At 41.7% G+C, this 15,623-nt stretch carries 13 protein-coding genes; 2 read left to right on the plus strand and 11 right to left on the minus strand.

All coding sequences use genetic code 11. The features are described from left to right. Nucleotides 1-372: 372 nt before the first annotated feature. The 6 genes from BLP46_RS06175 to BLP46_RS06200 form a co-directional block, all read right to left on the minus strand. Complete coding sequence (locus tag BLP46_RS06175) at nucleotides 373-870, minus strand: MutS-related protein (RefSeq protein ID WP_092977300.1); 498 nt, start codon at nucleotides 868-870, stop codon at nucleotides 373-375. A gap of 26 nt (nucleotides 871-896) precedes the next feature. Continuing rightward, a complete protein-coding gene (locus BLP46_RS06180) occupies nucleotides 897-2,069 on the minus strand; it encodes a hypothetical protein (protein ID WP_092977302.1) in 1,173 nt (390 codons plus the stop codon). A 19-nt stretch (nucleotides 2,070-2,088) separates the two neighbouring features. Next, a complete protein-coding gene (locus tag BLP46_RS06185; RefSeq protein ID WP_092977304.1) occupies nucleotides 2,089-3,753 on the minus strand; it encodes an alpha-amylase family glycosyl hydrolase in 1,665 nt (554 codons plus the stop codon). A gap of 143 nt (nucleotides 3,754-3,896) precedes the next feature. Beyond that, a complete protein-coding gene (locus tag BLP46_RS06190; protein ID WP_092977306.1) occupies nucleotides 3,897-4,760 on the minus strand; it encodes a sugar ABC transporter permease in 864 nt (287 codons plus the stop codon). Beyond that, a complete protein-coding gene (locus BLP46_RS06195; RefSeq protein ID WP_092977308.1) occupies nucleotides 4,757-6,259 on the minus strand; it encodes a carbohydrate ABC transporter permease in 1,503 nt (500 codons plus the stop codon). The genes BLP46_RS06190 and BLP46_RS06195 overlap by 4 nt, the downstream gene beginning before the upstream one ends. A gap of 192 nt (nucleotides 6,260-6,451) precedes the next feature. Beyond that, complete coding sequence (locus tag BLP46_RS06200; RefSeq protein ID WP_092977310.1) at nucleotides 6,452-7,771, minus strand: extracellular solute-binding protein; 1,320 nt, start codon at nucleotides 7,769-7,771, stop codon at nucleotides 6,452-6,454. Between the two features lie 608 nt (nucleotides 7,772-8,379). Between BLP46_RS06200 and BLP46_RS06205 the strand changes: the two genes are divergently transcribed. Further along, complete coding sequence (locus tag BLP46_RS06205; RefSeq protein ID WP_092977312.1) at nucleotides 8,380-9,852, plus strand: UDP-N-acetylmuramoyl-L-alanyl-D-glutamate--2,6-diaminopimelate ligase; 1,473 nt, start codon at nucleotides 8,380-8,382, stop codon at nucleotides 9,850-9,852. Nucleotides 9,853-9,980: 128 nt separating this feature from the next. On the opposite strand, the gene BLP46_RS06210 is transcribed toward BLP46_RS06205, so the two are convergent. Further along, entirely contained in the window at nucleotides 9,981-11,423 is a 1,443-nt protein-coding gene (locus BLP46_RS06210) for a nicotinate phosphoribosyltransferase (RefSeq protein WP_092977314.1), read from the minus strand. 219 nt (nucleotides 11,424-11,642) lie between these two features. Here BLP46_RS06210 and BLP46_RS13025 point away from each other — a divergent pair, with 219 nt between their 5' ends. Beyond that, nucleotides 11,643-11,816, plus strand: coding sequence for a formate dehydrogenase accessory protein FdhE (locus BLP46_RS13025; RefSeq protein WP_167669195.1), 174 nt, complete (start codon nucleotides 11,643-11,645; stop codon nucleotides 11,814-11,816). A 175-nt stretch (nucleotides 11,817-11,991) separates the two neighbouring features. Here the strand turns inward: BLP46_RS13025 and BLP46_RS06215 are convergent, their stop codons facing one another. From BLP46_RS06215 to BLP46_RS06230, 4 genes are read right to left on the minus strand one after another with little or no spacing between them, the layout of a single operon-like run. Further along, nucleotides 11,992-12,903: a PLP-dependent cysteine synthase family protein gene (locus BLP46_RS06215; protein ID WP_092977316.1), complete on the minus strand. Its 912-nt coding sequence runs from the start codon at nucleotides 12,901-12,903 to the stop codon at nucleotides 11,992-11,994. Between the two features lie 2 nt (nucleotides 12,904-12,905). Beyond that, nucleotides 12,906-14,063, minus strand: coding sequence for a trans-sulfuration enzyme family protein (locus BLP46_RS06220; RefSeq protein ID WP_092977318.1), 1,158 nt, complete (start codon nucleotides 14,061-14,063; stop codon nucleotides 12,906-12,908). Between the two features lie 13 nt (nucleotides 14,064-14,076). Next, nucleotides 14,077-14,538, minus strand: coding sequence for an S-ribosylhomocysteine lyase (locus BLP46_RS06225; protein WP_092977320.1), 462 nt, complete (start codon nucleotides 14,536-14,538; stop codon nucleotides 14,077-14,079). Next, entirely contained in the window at nucleotides 14,531-15,460 is a 930-nt protein-coding gene (locus tag BLP46_RS06230; RefSeq protein ID WP_092977322.1) for a class I SAM-dependent methyltransferase, read from the minus strand. The genes BLP46_RS06225 and BLP46_RS06230 overlap by 8 nt, the downstream gene beginning before the upstream one ends. Between the last annotated feature and the right edge of the window lie 163 nt (nucleotides 15,461-15,623).

Below are 15,623 nucleotides of genomic sequence, written 5' to 3' on the forward strand. Positions count from 1 at the left end.
CTCCTTTCCTACAACTGCTTTTCAGTTTACCACAAATGAGCCGCAGTCATATATGTATTAGGCGGCAGAAACCACCCTTTACATATTAACTCTTGGAATGTAAATGAGTTAGACCCTGCCGAGGCTATTCTGAGAATGGCTTTAAATCTATCCATACTGGAATGTAAATCCATAAAGCATTTCATCTTCTTCCCTACTTAATGCCCTTTCAAATCTATCCATACCGGAAAACAATTGTCAGCAAAAGCAAAGGCTTGGTGTCCTTAAACGGATATCAAGCCTTAGTTTCATTGATATTAAATTATAAATTATTGAAAATTGCGTGTACTATTACATTTTTTACTCTATCTGCGCTACGAGCCAAAGCCGAATTTAGGTTCTGCCATCAATTTGCCGCTTTATCTTATCAAAGGTTATGCCATATTTTTCGGCAATGTCACGCGCATAACTCACGCCCTGCGGAGGTCCGATATGCACCTTAAAGGAGCGGTGGTCATCTTCAATTCCCGTAACCATACTTTCCACAGTGCTGTCGCCCTTAACGCTGCCGTTAAGCTCGTCAAGATTGCGTGCCAAATCGTGCATATGCGTGTTAAAAATACATCTGACTCCAAGATAACGCATTGACTTTACCACATCACGGGCAAGATACAAACCCTCGGCAACATTTGTTGTGGCAAGGCTTTCGTTCAGCAAAAGCAAACTGCGGCTTGTTGCGGTTTCAAAAATCTTTGAAAGCCGCTTGCTCTCCTCTCCAAGTCTGCCCAAATCCACCGTATCGTTTTCATCAGCGGGAAAGTGAGTGTAAATATTGTCGCACGTGCTAAATTCAAACGACTCGGCAGGAACATAGATTCCGTTTTGTTCCATAAGGAACGCAAGTCCGACCGCCTGTGTTATCGTTGTTTTTCCGCCCTGTTAGGTCCTGTGAGAATATATATTCTTCTGTTGTCGTCAAAGTCAAAATCATTGGTTACAATATCAAGATTTTCACCGCTTGCTTTTTTGATTCCAAGCTTTAGGTTATAAATGTTCTTTGCAAAGTACTTTCGTTCAGAAGTCGGAAGCACATTTGCTTTGCAAATCGGCACACCTGACGCCTTGATTTTTTCTACTAATTCGGCAAAGCGTATATAGAACACAATCTCGGGCATAAGCATAACAAACGAGTATCCGTTGATGTTGACGTATTTATTAAGCATAGCCTTAATGTCATTGACCGTACGGCGCAAAATATCGGAAACAACCTTTTTTAATGCGTCTGAAAGCGGGTCGGCACCCGTCAGGCTTGAGTTATATACCTGATTGACGTCCTGCTGTGCTCCCGTTACCACCTTTCCCAGTCCAAAGCCCGAAGTAGAGGGATTTGCAGGGTGAAAGCTTAAAAATCCGCTGACGTCGTTTCCGTGATTCAGCTCGCTGTTGTTATTCGCAAACTTCATAAAACGCTTTAAAATTCCGCTGTCGGTAAACTCTTTGTCGTTCAGCGACACAACTCCCACGGTTTTTGGTCGGAGCAATGCGTCAAGGTTTACGCCCAGCGTAATGCTTTTCAAGCGCTGTGCCTTGGCAAGAGTATCAACAATATCGCTTTTCAGCGTTTCAAAACCGCTTTCGTTATAAATTTTTTGAACATTATCCCTAAGCTCACAAAGCCCACGTGAGTGTATATCAATGCTTTCAAGCGTAGTTTTAATCTGAGTTATACAGTCAACGTATCCGTCCATCTCCCTCAGGCGGTTGACAAGCTGCCACAAAGACGAAGCCTCGGCATCCTTTTGAAAGCGTTCAATCTCACGCAAATCCGCAAGTTTTTCAAGCATTGACGTCAAATCTTCACGCAGTTTTGGAAACCTGAGAAAATCGTCGAACACATCGCAGCGGTAGGCGATTACCTCTTCGTCACAGGTAATAGAGGTTAAAATCTGACGTATGCTGTTGCGCTCATATTCGTCCTCAGAAAGCGCTTCGCAAATATATTCGATTGACAAATCGTTTTGAGCCTCTTTTGTCAACTCCATATATTCTGCTTTTGAATTTTGCGGGTGCAATAGACTGAACTGTTCCATAGTGTTTTGGTATCCTCCTTTATTCGGCTGACTTCAAAATAACGGTTGAATGAGCCGGAAACGTCAGCTTGCCGTCTTTAAGCTCAACGTGGGTTTCGGTGTCTGTTGTTACCAAGTCGGCACGCACAACGGCGTTCTTAATCATATCGTCAGTGATTGTCAGCTCTTTGCTGTCGCTGCCATTGAAGTTATGAATAATCATCAGCTTTGAGCCGTCATACTCTGTATAGAAAGCTCCTATCTGTTTGTCGTCAAAATTCTGCTGACCTGTGATTTTACCGCGGGCAATTTCAGGATTCTGATTCTTTATTTTGATAATTCGGCGATAGAAGTTAAGCAAAGAATCCTCATCTTCAAGCTGCTGTTTAACTCCGCCGCCTGTTGGAGCTACCGTGTCTTCACCGATTGTGTTTACATAAATATTCGGCAAATTGTCGCTGTCAAAGACCATTGCGGTTCTGTAATATGCGTCGCTTGAGGTGCTCTCTGCCTTTGTGCCGATTTCTTCTCCGTAGTAAATATACGGATTGCCCGGGAACAGCATATAGACAGACGCCGCAAATTTTTCGGTGTCAAGTCCCTTTGGCTCAAGTGCATTGGCAATACGAACTTGGTCGTGATTTGACAAAAACATTGCGTTGATTTCATTTTCGTTGCTTTCACGCATTTTATTTTCATAGCTGATTAGCTTCTTTACAAGTCCCGAACCCGACTGCGTATTAAGACTTTCAACTATTGTGCCCGAAGTTTGTGCAAACTTAAAAGCAAATTGGCTGTCAATTCCCGATTTGTAAAGGTCTTTTATGTCCGAGTCATCCGACCAGTTTTCTCCAACCATATATACGTCTGGATTTATTGTCTTACAGGTGTCGTAGAACCACTTCAAAAACTCTGTGCCGTCTGTGCTTTTGTTTGTATAATACTTGCAGGCGTCAAGTCTGAAGCCGTCAACACCCTTGTCAAGCCAAAACTTAGCAATTTTGGTAAACTCTTCACGGGTCTTTTCTGAGTTCAGATTCCACTCGGGCATATCGTGAGAGAAGTTTGCCTCGCAGGCATAGCCGTTTGAAAGCACGTTAACCTGAGTGTCGGAGCCGAAATATGAAGTTTCGTGAATTTCAAAATATTCTGCGTTGCCGTCAAGTTTGTTTTCGGCTACCTCTTCAACCGCCTTTTTATAGAGAGGATTCTGAGATGAAATATGGTTCAAAACCAAATCGATAATCAGCTTGATTCCACGTCTGTGACATTCGCTGACAAGCTGTTCAAAATCTTCAAGTGTACCAAAATCGGGGTCGATGTCATAGTAATTTTCCACATCATACTTATGATATGACTTTGACGGCATAATCGGAGTAAGCCAAATTCCGTCGATTCCCAAATCATCACCCGTATTCGGGTCGCCGTCGTTAAGGTAATCAAGCTGAGAGATGATACCCTGCAAATCGCCTATTTGGTCACCGTTTGAATCACAAAATGAATTTACAAAAATTTGATAAAAGTTGCGGTATTTATCAGTTGAAGCAGTAGCTTCTATTCCGCTTATCGGGTCGGATGAATCGGAAGAAGCCGAGTTTGAAGAGCTGTCTGAGGATTCCGGGGACGAATTGTCCGCACCGCAGCCCGTGAGTACACAACTGCCGGCAATCAGAGCACAAAGAAGTATTGAAAGTAATTTTTTCATAAAACAAATCCTTTTCACTTTATGGATTGTACCGCTAACTTGAATAATTAAATAAAAACAAATTAACGGTACTTATTTTATTATTGTTAAAAAAAGGGCAGCAGTTATTGGCTGCTGCCCAAATGGGTTTGATTAAACTTGAATTAACCCTTAACACCGCCTGCTGTAACGCCTTCAACATAATACTTCTGCATCTTAAGGAAGAGAATAGTAATAGGAAGGGCAACAACAACAGAACCTGCAAGGAACTGCTTGTAATAGGTGTTAATAAAGTCGTTTGCAAGCATTTTTTGTAGTCCGATAGCAACGGTATAGTTATCAAGACTATCGCCCATAATAATCTTGGCAAGAATAAAGTCTGTCCAAGGGCCGATGAATGATGTAAGTACCGTATAAACTACAATTGGCTTTGACATTGGCAAAATGATTTTCCAGAAAATCTGATTCTTTGTAGCTCCGTCAATCGTGGCAGCTTCATCAAGAGCACGAGGAATTGTATCAAAGAATCCTTTTGAAATCTGGAATCCAAGACCGGCACCGCAGCTGTAACAAATTACAAGTGCTACAAGTGTCTGAGTAAGACCCATTGCCTTTAAGAGGTAATAGATAGCAATCATTGTCATGAATCCGGGGAACATACCCAAAATCATACCAACGTTCATAAACTTTTTACGAGCCTTAAATCTAAGGCGGCTGAATGTGTAACTAACAGCAAGAACTGAGATTGTTGAGATTACACAGCTGAAGCAGGCAACAACAAATGTGTTGAGGAACCATCTTGGGAAGTTGATGGAAGCAGTACCGCCTGAGCCGGTAAACAAATCAATATAGTTCTGGAATGTCCATTCATGAGGAATGAGGTACGGAACAGCAATAAGACCTTCTGCTCTGAATGAGTGAAGAACCAAGTATACAAACGGAGAAATCCAAATGATACCCAACACTGCAAGAAGCAAATAAATCAAGCCGTTCGCAAGATGTCTTCTGAATTTATAGCTTTTTATCATGAGAACGCCTCCTCATCCTTCATTGACTTGGAATTATTGTAGATGATAAGTGAAAGCGTAGCACAAACAATGAATACCAAGATACCGATTGCAGCAGCAAGACCGTAGTCCTGAGAACCGATTGTAAGGTTGAACAACCATGTTACAAGAATATCGGTGTAACCTGCCTGATAGAAGTTTTCGGTAGACGGACCGCCGCCTGTCAAAAGGTAAATAACGTTAAAGTTATTGATATTTCCGACAAACTGTGTGATAAGCTGTGGTGTTGTTACAAAAATCATATAAGGAAGTGTGATTTTTGTAAAGGTCTTAAACGGACTTGCGCCGTCAATACGTGCCGATTCATACAAATCCTCAGGAATATTCATAAGAATACCTGACATTGAAAGGATTGTGTAAGGAATACCAACCCACAGGTTGACGATAACAACCGTTGCTCTCGCCATAAATACCGAGCTGTTCAGCCATTGTATCTCGACGTTTGAGCCGGTCAAATGCGATAACAGAACGTTGATTGCACCGTTTGACTGGAGCATCTGGTTCATAAGAAGAAGTGAAACGAACTGAGGAACAGCAATTGCGATTACGAAAAGTGTTCTCCACAAGCCCTTAAACTTAATGCCCTTTTTGTTTATCATAAGAGCAACAACCATACCGAGTATGTAGTTTGTGAATGTAGCAATAACTGCCCACAAGAGGGTCCATTTTGTAAGTTCAAGGAAAGTAGTTGCCTTTTTGGAGTTATTTACAACGTCAAAAAGGGAAGAAAAGTTATCAAAACCTACCCAAGTAAACAATGTTCCCGGTGGGAGGTGAGTTTTGTCGTAGCTTGTAAATGCAATCAAAATCATAAATATGAGTGGCAATACGTTAAAAATACCAATCATAAGTACAGGGAATGAAAGCAATGTAACGTGGTATTTGCCGTCAAGAAACTCTTTTGCGTCAGTCTTAAGAGAAGTCGGCTTTTGACCGTTAGCTCTCATAATCTGGTGACGATAAGCGTCCTTGATGTTTGAAATGTAAATCGCAAATATAATTACGGTTATTACTATTGATAAAACGGAGTACAACAAAATAAGCATTGAGTTGTCGCCGTATACTTTACGTGCAATAATCTGACCCGGGTCAATAACCTCGCGTGTTTTTACCGTACCAAGGGTATCAAACTTGCTGAGGAAAGTCCAACCGAAAAATACCATATACAGTATGTAAAATACTTCTGAGAGGAAATATAAAATTCCTTTGTAATATTTTCCTTTGTGGATATCACCGATACCGAAAATCAAATATGAAAGTTTTGTTGCCCAGTCACCCTTTGTAAAGGTAACTCCGTAATTTTTAAAGCCTTTGCCTATCGCCTTAAAAAAGTTAACGATTCCTCTTCCGATAGTCTTGAAAAATCTTGCAAGAGCATTTGGAATGCTTACGATAAATTTTTTAAAGTTATGGGCAAATCTCTGAAACGGATTGAGCTGTTTATATTCAACATATGTCATATAAGCGCTCCTTAAACGTTAATCTGTATCTCTCTTGTTAAAATGCACCAAACTAATAATGCCTTTTACGTTTTCATAACAAGACATTATTCGTTTGGTGATTAATGAAAACGTAAAGCAAGGACTTCTCGGGGGCACCCTGAAAATTCAAAGCACCCCGCGAGAATAATTTTATACTGTTTAATCTGTTAATTAGCCTTCGTCACGAACGTTTGAAATTGTGTCCTGAAGAAGCTTCTTTGTTGCGTCCTTATCAGATGCATCCCAAGCATCAGCAACGAGCTTGTTACCAAGGTTACCCATTGGGCTCCAGAACGTTGAAGAAATGTTAACCTGTACGCAAGCGTTTTCTGACTGCTCTTTGATTGCCTGAAGAGCTGCACTTTCTGTTACAACAGAGTCTTCCTGAACCTTAAGGTTTGAAGGACCCCAACCGAGCTGTTCTGCTCTTTCTTTCTGACACTTTTCACCTGAGAGATAGAGAGCAAGAATCTGTGAAGTTGCAGGATATTTTGAAGAACCGTTTACACCAATGTACTTGTAACCGAACATTGAAACAAGCTGTTTGTCTGTTCCGTTAACGTTGATTGTAGGAAGTTTAGCAGCACCGAACTTGTCGCCGAGAGCTGTCTTGTTAACTTCTGTATCCCAAGAACCGTCAACACCTGCTGCGCAAGTACCTGATGAGAAACCTGAAGCAACCTGCTTAACGTTAAGTGACTGGAATGTGCCCTTATAGTCTTTGATAAGTTTTGCGAATGCCATCAATGTGTCAACTGCTTCGTCTTCGTCGTAGTCAACAAACTTCTGTGTTTCGCCGTCTTCTTCAAGACCGTCAATCTTAGCGCCTGCTGTGAAAGCAAAAGTACAAGCATAGAAACCGTCGCCGCAGTCCATGATGAACTTCTTGCCTGCTTTCTTACAAGCTTCAAGTGTGCCCTCAAGTGTCTTAACATCGTCTGCTGTAACAACTGAGTTATCATATACAAGGTAATAACCGTTATCGTTTGTTTCAGGATAAGCGTAAAGTGTATCCTTAATTGTACCTGCGGTAACTGTATCAGCTGAGTTTTCGTCTTTAACAGTGTCAACAAATGCAACCTTTGCGATTACGTCAGCGTCAACGAGCTTGTTGAGCTGGTCGCTAGGGAATGAGAATACATCGGCAGCAACTGATGCGTCGTTAAGAATCTGAGTAGCAGCGTCGCTTTCGCCCTGAGCAACAACGTCGATGTTGAATGTCTTTTCGGAATAAGCCTTTTTGAAATCTTCAACCTGCTGTTTAACAAGGTTTACTGCCTTATCAGGTGCCCATACTTTAAGAGTAACGTTGTCTTCGTCACCGAAGTATGAGTAATCTACGATGGAATCTTTAACCTGAAGTTCTGTCGAAGATGAAGCGTCGCTTGCGTTGTCGGAAGCCGCTGAAGATGTGTCTCCGCCGCAGCCTGCAAATGCAGTTGCTGTCATCATTCCGGCAAGAAGAACAGCTAAAATTCTTTTCATTTTCATTGGAAATATCCTTCTTTCAAAAAAATAATTTATTCCTTACGGATTTATGGAACAGGGCACTTTCCGCACCTGTTTTCCACTAACTAAATGATAGCAAAAAAACAATTAAAATTCAAGGTCTTTTGTACTTTTTATCTAAACTGTTAAATTCACAGTTTAAATTTGTGCACTTTGACTTTTAATTCACGTGTTTTTCGCTATTTGAACAAAATTAAAGTTCGATTTTTGTCGATTTTGCTCATAGATTGTTTGTGCAAATTAGCCAATCAGCTTTTTCTGTATTATGCTAAATCAACTGTATTCGGCAAAATTTTAAGTGTAAAACGCCCTAGGTTAATTAATTTTTACATTTTTTTGGTTAAAATACACTAACGCACCAAAATCAATTATAAGCAGCCAAAACAAATGCTTGTTTCCTAAACAGTATATGCATAAAACACTCGGTTTAAAAGTATTTTCATAAACATTTCGCTTTGAATCCGTCCTGACAATTGTTGGAATTAATTTATCGGCGATGTTGTAATCTTCTCAAAGTATTGGTATAATTATATGTATTATAAATATTAATTATAAAATCTAAATATAATATGATTGTACGGAGGTACGGTATGAAGCTTAAAGAATTGCTTGTTAATACAGAATATAAAATGATAAACGACCTCAACCCCGAAATTTCAGATGTTGTGTATGATTCACGCAAAGCAAGCGACAGCACGGCTTTTGTGTGCTTAAAAGGATACACATCCGACGGTCACAAGTTTGCAAAATCCGCAGTACAAAGCGGAGCCTCTGCGCTTGTAATCAGCGACGAGCTTGATTTTGAAGTTCCCGAAAACGTCGCTGTGGTAAAGGTTGAAAACACCCGACTTGCGCTAGCGCTTATGAGCGTTGAATTTTTCGGCAGACCTGCCGAAGAGCTTATGACGGTTGCAATCACGGGAACCAAAGGAAAAACAACAACCACGGCAATGGTTGCGGAAATTTTTGAACAGGCAGGAATAAAAACGGGAACAATCGGAACGCTTGGAATTGTATATAACGGAGAAACAATAAAAACCGACAACACAACTCCCGAATCTTACGAAATTCAAAAGGCTATGCGTGATATGATTAACGCAGGCTGCAAAGCCATGGTAATTGAGGCGTCATCAATCGGACTTAAGCACCACCGCCTTGCGGGAATGACCTTTGACGTTGCAATATTCACCAACTTTTCAGACGACCACATCGGCGGTGTTGAGCACAAGGATATGGCTGAATACCTTTACTGCAAAAGTCTTTTGTTCCGCCAGTGCCGCAAAGCCGCCGCAAATATTGACGATAAAAGCTGGAAAGCAATCACCGAGGGCTTTGACGGCAAGGTGCTTACCTACGGCTTTGGCGAAAACTCGGATTTGAAAGCATATAACGAACATCTTTTGTCCGAGGGTGGATTTATCGGAGTTCACTTTGAAACAACAGGTCTTAAAACCCTCTCGATAGATGTCGGAATCCCGGGCAAGTTCAACGTTTACAATGCTCTTGCCGCAATATGTGCCGTTTCGTTTTTTGACATCCCCGACGAGGCAATTATAAAAGGTCTTAAGGCAGCCAAAGTCAAAGGAAGAGTTGAGCCTGTTAAGGTGAACGGCAACTACACACTTTTGATTGATTATGCGCACAACGCTTTGTCTATGGAAAACGTTCTTACAACGCTCAGAAAATATAATCCGCACCGCCTTATCACTATGTTTGGCGCAGGAGGAAACCGCCCCAAGGTTCGCCGATATGAAATGGGAGAAACCTCGGGCAGACTTTCCGACCTCTCGGTAATCACAGAGGACAACTCAAGATATGAGGACGTTATGGACATAATTGAGGACATTAAAACCGGCATAAACAAAACCGACGGAAAATATGTTGTTGTTCCAAACCGCAGAGACGCAATCAGATATTGTATGCAAAACGCCGAGGACGGCGACATAATAGTGCTTGCCGGAAAAGGACACGAGGACTATCAGGAAATCAAGGGCGTAAAATATCATATGGACGAGCGAGAAATAGTAGCCGACATTCTTAAAGAAATGTCACAAAACAAATAACTTAAACTAAGCAAACGCAAAACTGACGGTCAGCCAATTCGGTTAACCGTCAGTTTTATTTTTATTCAGTTCTTTACTTTAAATCAAGGCAGGCAATGCTTTGATTGAAAAAGCAAATTTGCTAATAATTACTCCTCATAAATATTGAGCAAAATGTTCTTTATATCGTAAAGCTTCTTTGATAAATCGACATAATAAGTGTGCGGATTTTCAAATCTCTTTACCTCATCCCACAAAAGATGTATCTGTTCTTTGCAGTATTGCGCAATTTCATCAATAGTCGGGCTGTTGTAAATGCACTCGCCGTTCTTGAAAATCGGCACAAGAAGTTCCTTAGCCGTGAAGTTTTCAAGAGTTTTGGTTTTCCAGGTTGCATTCGGGTCAAAAATCGTATGCGGTCTTGTGCTGTCAACGATTTCGTCATAAATGCACAACTCGTCTGCAAGAGCCTTGCCGCTCTCGTTGTCAAAATAGCGGTAAACCTTTTTAAAGTGCGGATTTGTGATTTTTGTGGTATTCTCGCTGACCTTAATTTTCGGAACAATGTCGCCCGCTTCGCTCTCAACAGCCACAAGCTTGTAAACTCCGCCGAACACAGGAGAGCTTGAAGAAGTTATGAGCCTCTCGCCCACTCCGAAGTTGTCAACCTGTGCGCCCTGCATCATAAGGTCGCGAATAAGATATTCGTCAAGTGAATTTGAAGCCGTAATTTTACATTCCGTAAGTCCGGCTTCGTCAAGCATTTTTCTCGCCTTTTTAGAAAGGTACGAAATATCGCCCGAATCAAGTCTTATTTCACAAGCTGTCTTGCCCTGTGGCAAAAGCACCTCTTTAAACACCTTGATTGCATTCGGAACTCCGCTTTTGAGCGTGTTATAAGTATCAACAAGCAAAGTCGGGTTGTCGGGATAAAGCTCACAATAGGTTTTAAAGGCGTCATATTCGCTGTCAAACATCTGCACCCAGGAATGTGCCATAGTGCCTCCGGCAGGCACACCGTAAAGCTCGTCGGTAAGCGTGCAGGCGGTTCCTTTGCAGCCGCCTATGTATGCGGCTCTTGCACCCTCAACGGCTCCGCTGGCTCCCTGTGCTCTTCTTGAGCCAAATTCAACAACTGCTCTTCCCTGTGCGGCACGAACAATTCTGTTTGCCTTGGTGGCAACCAGCGACTGGTGATTTATCGTCAGCAAAATAAAGGTTTCAACAAGCTGAGCCTCAATTGCGGGAGCACGCACGGTCATAATAGGCTCGTTTGGAAACACGGGAGTTCCCTCGGGCACGGCATAAATATCGCCGCTGAATTTAAAGTTCCTGAGATATTTAAGAAATTCTTCGTTAAATATTCCCTTTTTTCTCAAAAATTCAATATCATCATCATCAAAGTGAAGCTCCCTGATATATTCGATTACGTTTTCAAGACCTGCCGCAATTGCAAAGCCGCCGTTGTCGGGAACTTTGCGAAAGAAAACGTCAAAGTAAACATTGCGTTTATAAAAGCCGTTCTGGAAATATCCGTTCGACATTGTAAGCTCGTAAAAATCACAGAGCATAGAATAATTTTCCTGTTTCAATTCAAATCCCCCTTGGTTGAGTAACCTAATGAAAATCTATTATTCATAGTTTATATCTTTTCGTTTTGTTTGTAAAGGATTTTTTGGACAAACGGTTTACAATATCGGCAAATTTATAGTATAATCTAAGTACAGATAACGCAAGCTCCGCTCTTTGCAACAAAACAGAGCTTGCCCGGATTAAAATACCGATTATATAAATATGCTGGAGGTAATCAAATGAAAGCCGAGGAACTAAAACTTTGCCCGTTCTGCGAAAGCCCGATGATTGTTTTTGAGGACGAAAACGGAAAAATCAACAACGGAACTCCGTATTTGGAATGTTCAACCTGCGGTCTGAGATTTCAGATTGACGGTTTCGACGAAAAACCGATTGAAATTAAATCAGAATAACGCAAAACGGCTGTATCAATGAGGTACAGCCATTTTTTATGCCACGTTATTTTGGGCATTTTCTTTTATAACATTCAATTCTGTTTTCTCAATATATTTTTCAAAACATCTGTGCAACACCAAAGCTAAGGCTTATACCTGAGCAACACTTTTAATTATCTTGCAAAAAATCAGGTTATTCGTACAAATGCTTTGAAAAATACCTGTCGCCTCTGTCGGGGAAAATAACAACAACGTTTCCTCTTGCTCCCGACTCAATCAGCTTTTGTGCGGCTGTAAATGCCGCTCCCGAGGACGAACCCGCAAAAATTCCCTCTTTTTTTGCAAGCAGTCTTGCGCCTCTGAAAGCGTCGTCGTCCGTAATCTTTACAACCTTGTCAACAAGTGACATATCCATTGTATCGGCTATAAAATCGTTGCCTATTCCCTCAATATCATAGTCGCCGTGTTCTCCGCCGCCCATTGTCGAACCGACAGGGTCTGCAAGCACGCCTTTGATATTCGGATCTTTCTCTTTGAGATACTTCACAACTCCCGTAAATGTTCCTCCGCTGCCTGCGCCTGCAACAAGATAATCAATTTTGCCGTCAAGGTCGTCATAAATTTCTACGCCCGTGGTTTCATAGTGGGCAAGCGGATTGCTCTGATTTTTAAACTGTCCGAGCGACACGGCACCGTCAATGCTTTTTCTCAGCTCTTCCGCCTTTTCGGCTGCGCCGAGCATTCCACCCTCACGGGGAGTGTTGATAATTTCGGCACCGAGGGCACGCATAAGCGTTTGTTTTTCCTGAGAAAACTTAGTCGGTACAACAAAGATAATTCTATATCCCTTGTTCAGCGCCGCAAAGGCTATGCCCAATCCCGTATTGCCTGCGGTCGCCTCAATAATGGTACCGCCCTTTTTAAGCAATCCCTGTTGTTCGGCGTTTTTTATCATATATTCGCCCGTTCTGTCCTTAACGCTGCCTGACGGATTATAAAGCTCAAGCTTTGCAAAAATATTTGCTCCGCTCGGAAGTTTAGTGTTGTTCAGTTTTACAAGCGGAGTTTTGCCGATAAGCTCCTGCATTGAATTATAATAAGCCATAATTAACGCTCGCTTTCTTCTATTGCCTGCTTTAGGTCATCAATTAAATCGTCGATGTTTTCTATGCCGATTGAAAGGCGGATAAGTCCGTCTGTAATTCCGATTTTCTGACGTGTTTCATAAGGTATTGAAGCATGCGTCATGCTTGCAGGGTGGCATACAAGGGACTCAACGCCGCCAAGGCTCTCTGCAAGCGCAATAAGCTTAAGCGAAGAGAAAAATTTCTTTATATCATAATTTTCATACAACTCAAACGAAATCATTGCGCCGCCGTTTTTCGCCTGCTTTTTGTTGATTTCATAGCCCTGAGCGTCTTTAAGTCCCGGATAGTAAACCTTTTTTACAGCCTTGTGATTCTGCAAAAATTCAACTGCCTTTTCGGCGTTTGAAACATGTCTGTCCATTCTGACACCAAGCGTCTTAATTCCTCTGATTAGCAAGAACGAATCAAACGGTCCCAAAACTCCGCCTGTGGAATTTTGAATAAACGCAATTCTTTCGGCAAGTTTTTCATCATTTACAACCACCAAACCCGAAACAACGTCGCTGTGTCCGCCAAGATATTTTGTTGCGCTGTGAACAACAATATCAACTCCGAGCTCCAGCGGACGCTGAAGATACGGCGTCATAAACGTATTGTCAACAATTGAAAGAATGTTGTGCTTTTTTGCAAGGTCTGCAACCCCTTTAATATCTGTAATTGTAAGCAAGGGGTTTGCGGGACTTTCTATAAGTATAGCCTTTACGTCAGGCGTGATTTTTGTTTCAAGGGTTTGAAGATTTGTTGTATCTTCAATTGAGTAGCTTATTTCAAAGCTGTTAAACACCTTGTCAAGCACCCTGAATGTTCCGCCGTAAACATTGCTTGAAATAATTATTTTGTCACCCGCGTGAAACAGGCTTAATACAGCGGTAATTGCCGCCATACCCGAACCGAACGCAAAGCCTGCCTTGCCGTGCTCAAGCTCTGCAATAAGTGCCTCAAGAGCCGCCCTTGTGGGGTTGCCTGTTCTGGAATACTCCCAGCCTCTGTCCTGACCCAAGCCGTCCTGCTCATATGTAGAAGTTTGATAAATCGGAACGTTTACCGCACCTGTATTTTTGTCGCCGTAGATTCCGCCGTGAATGAATGCTGTTTCAATATTTTTATAGTTAGCCATTTTAATTTCTCCTTTATGCTTTGTATTGTAAATCTTTTTCTGTCCAATCTTTAAGGACAACGTTCATATCTCGTGCAATTTGCTTTGCGCCGTCAAGGCTCAGTTCCCTGTAATTTCCACATTCCCTGCGGCTTGCTCCGGGAATTGCTCCTTCGTACTCTGCTATTTCTTTGAATATTGTTTTAACAAGCTCTATCGCCTGTTTGTTGTTTATATTATTGCGAACCAAAAGATAAAATCCTGTTCTGCACCCCATCGGCCCGACATATATCACGTCCTGTGAAAATTCGCTGTTGCGCGCCAGCGTTGCAAAAAGGTGCTCAAATGCGTGAAGCGCAGCATTTTCAAGATAATCGCCGCCGTTGGGCTTTTTCATTCGTATATCGTAAGTAACTATATCGCCGTCAATTCGAGAAATGTACATTCCCTTTTCAAGCAAATCATGATTTACAGTAAAGCTTGCGATTTTATTCATAATGAGTCCCTCCTTGCTTCTGTCTGTAATCCGCCAAAATGAAGTGTATGTTTTCAAATGCATACTGATTGTCGGAACGCTTGCTGAAATATCTCTTTTGGATTGCTCTCGGCGACATATGCTCGGCAATTCTAAACCTGTTGTCCGCAAGCGCCCTTGCAAGTTCGTCGTAGTGATAGCCGTGCGCCATAGGCTCGCCAAGCTTTGCCGTTATTTGCGAAAGCTCCCTAACCCTTGATGCCGTGTTTCCCGAGAACGTGGTTTCATCGGGATAATCAAACACAAGCTTTGCCTTGTCGAGGTTGAGCGACGCTATGCTTTTGACAGTCTGTTCAAACACCGACAGCGTAAGATAATACGTTACGCCGAGAATTGAGAAGAACGTTGGAATTTTTGAATCAAATTCTGTCTTTAAAAGTGCTTTGTCAAGGCTTGTTTTTGAAAAATCTATCGGAACATATCTGACGTTTTGCGGAATATTCCATTCAAGTTTTTCTATCTTTTTAAGCTTGTAGCGCTGAGTGTCGGGGTGGTCAAGCTCAAAAACCTTTATATTCGGGTTGGTGTTGCGAAAAGCAAATGTATCCATTCCCGCTCCGCAGATTACGTACTGACATCTGCCGTATTTTTCGGCAAAGTCCGACAGCTTTGTTTCGGCATATGCAATACGTGAAAGCGGAATCGGAGAAATGTATTTATCAAGTATCGGGTAAACTCTGCTCGGTTTAAAGTGAGCGTTTTTGCCGATTGAATCAAAATTGAAGTTGTTTTCAATCAGCTGTCCGACCTCTCGGTATTCATCAATACCCATAATATCGTAGGCAAGGTAATCATCAAAAATTTTTTGTCTGCTGTAATTTGAGTGGTATGCACGGGCAAACGAGCAAAGCTTTGCGGTTACACTTTCTTGAGTATCAATCATAAAAATCTTCCTTTCAAATAAAACAAAAACCGCCCTGCCATCAAATGACAAGGCGGCAAAAATGATTATGCAAAATCAGCATAACAAATCGGCACCGCCCTGTTTGATACAACAAGCGATACAGCAACAATTGTTTGACATTGAAAGGATGTTATTAATTTTG

Origin of the sequence: Ruminococcus sp. YE282 (genome assembly GCA_900101355.1) — a bacterium.
Lineage (GTDB): Bacteria > Bacillota > Clostridia > Oscillospirales > Acutalibacteraceae > Ruminococcoides > Ruminococcoides bromii_A.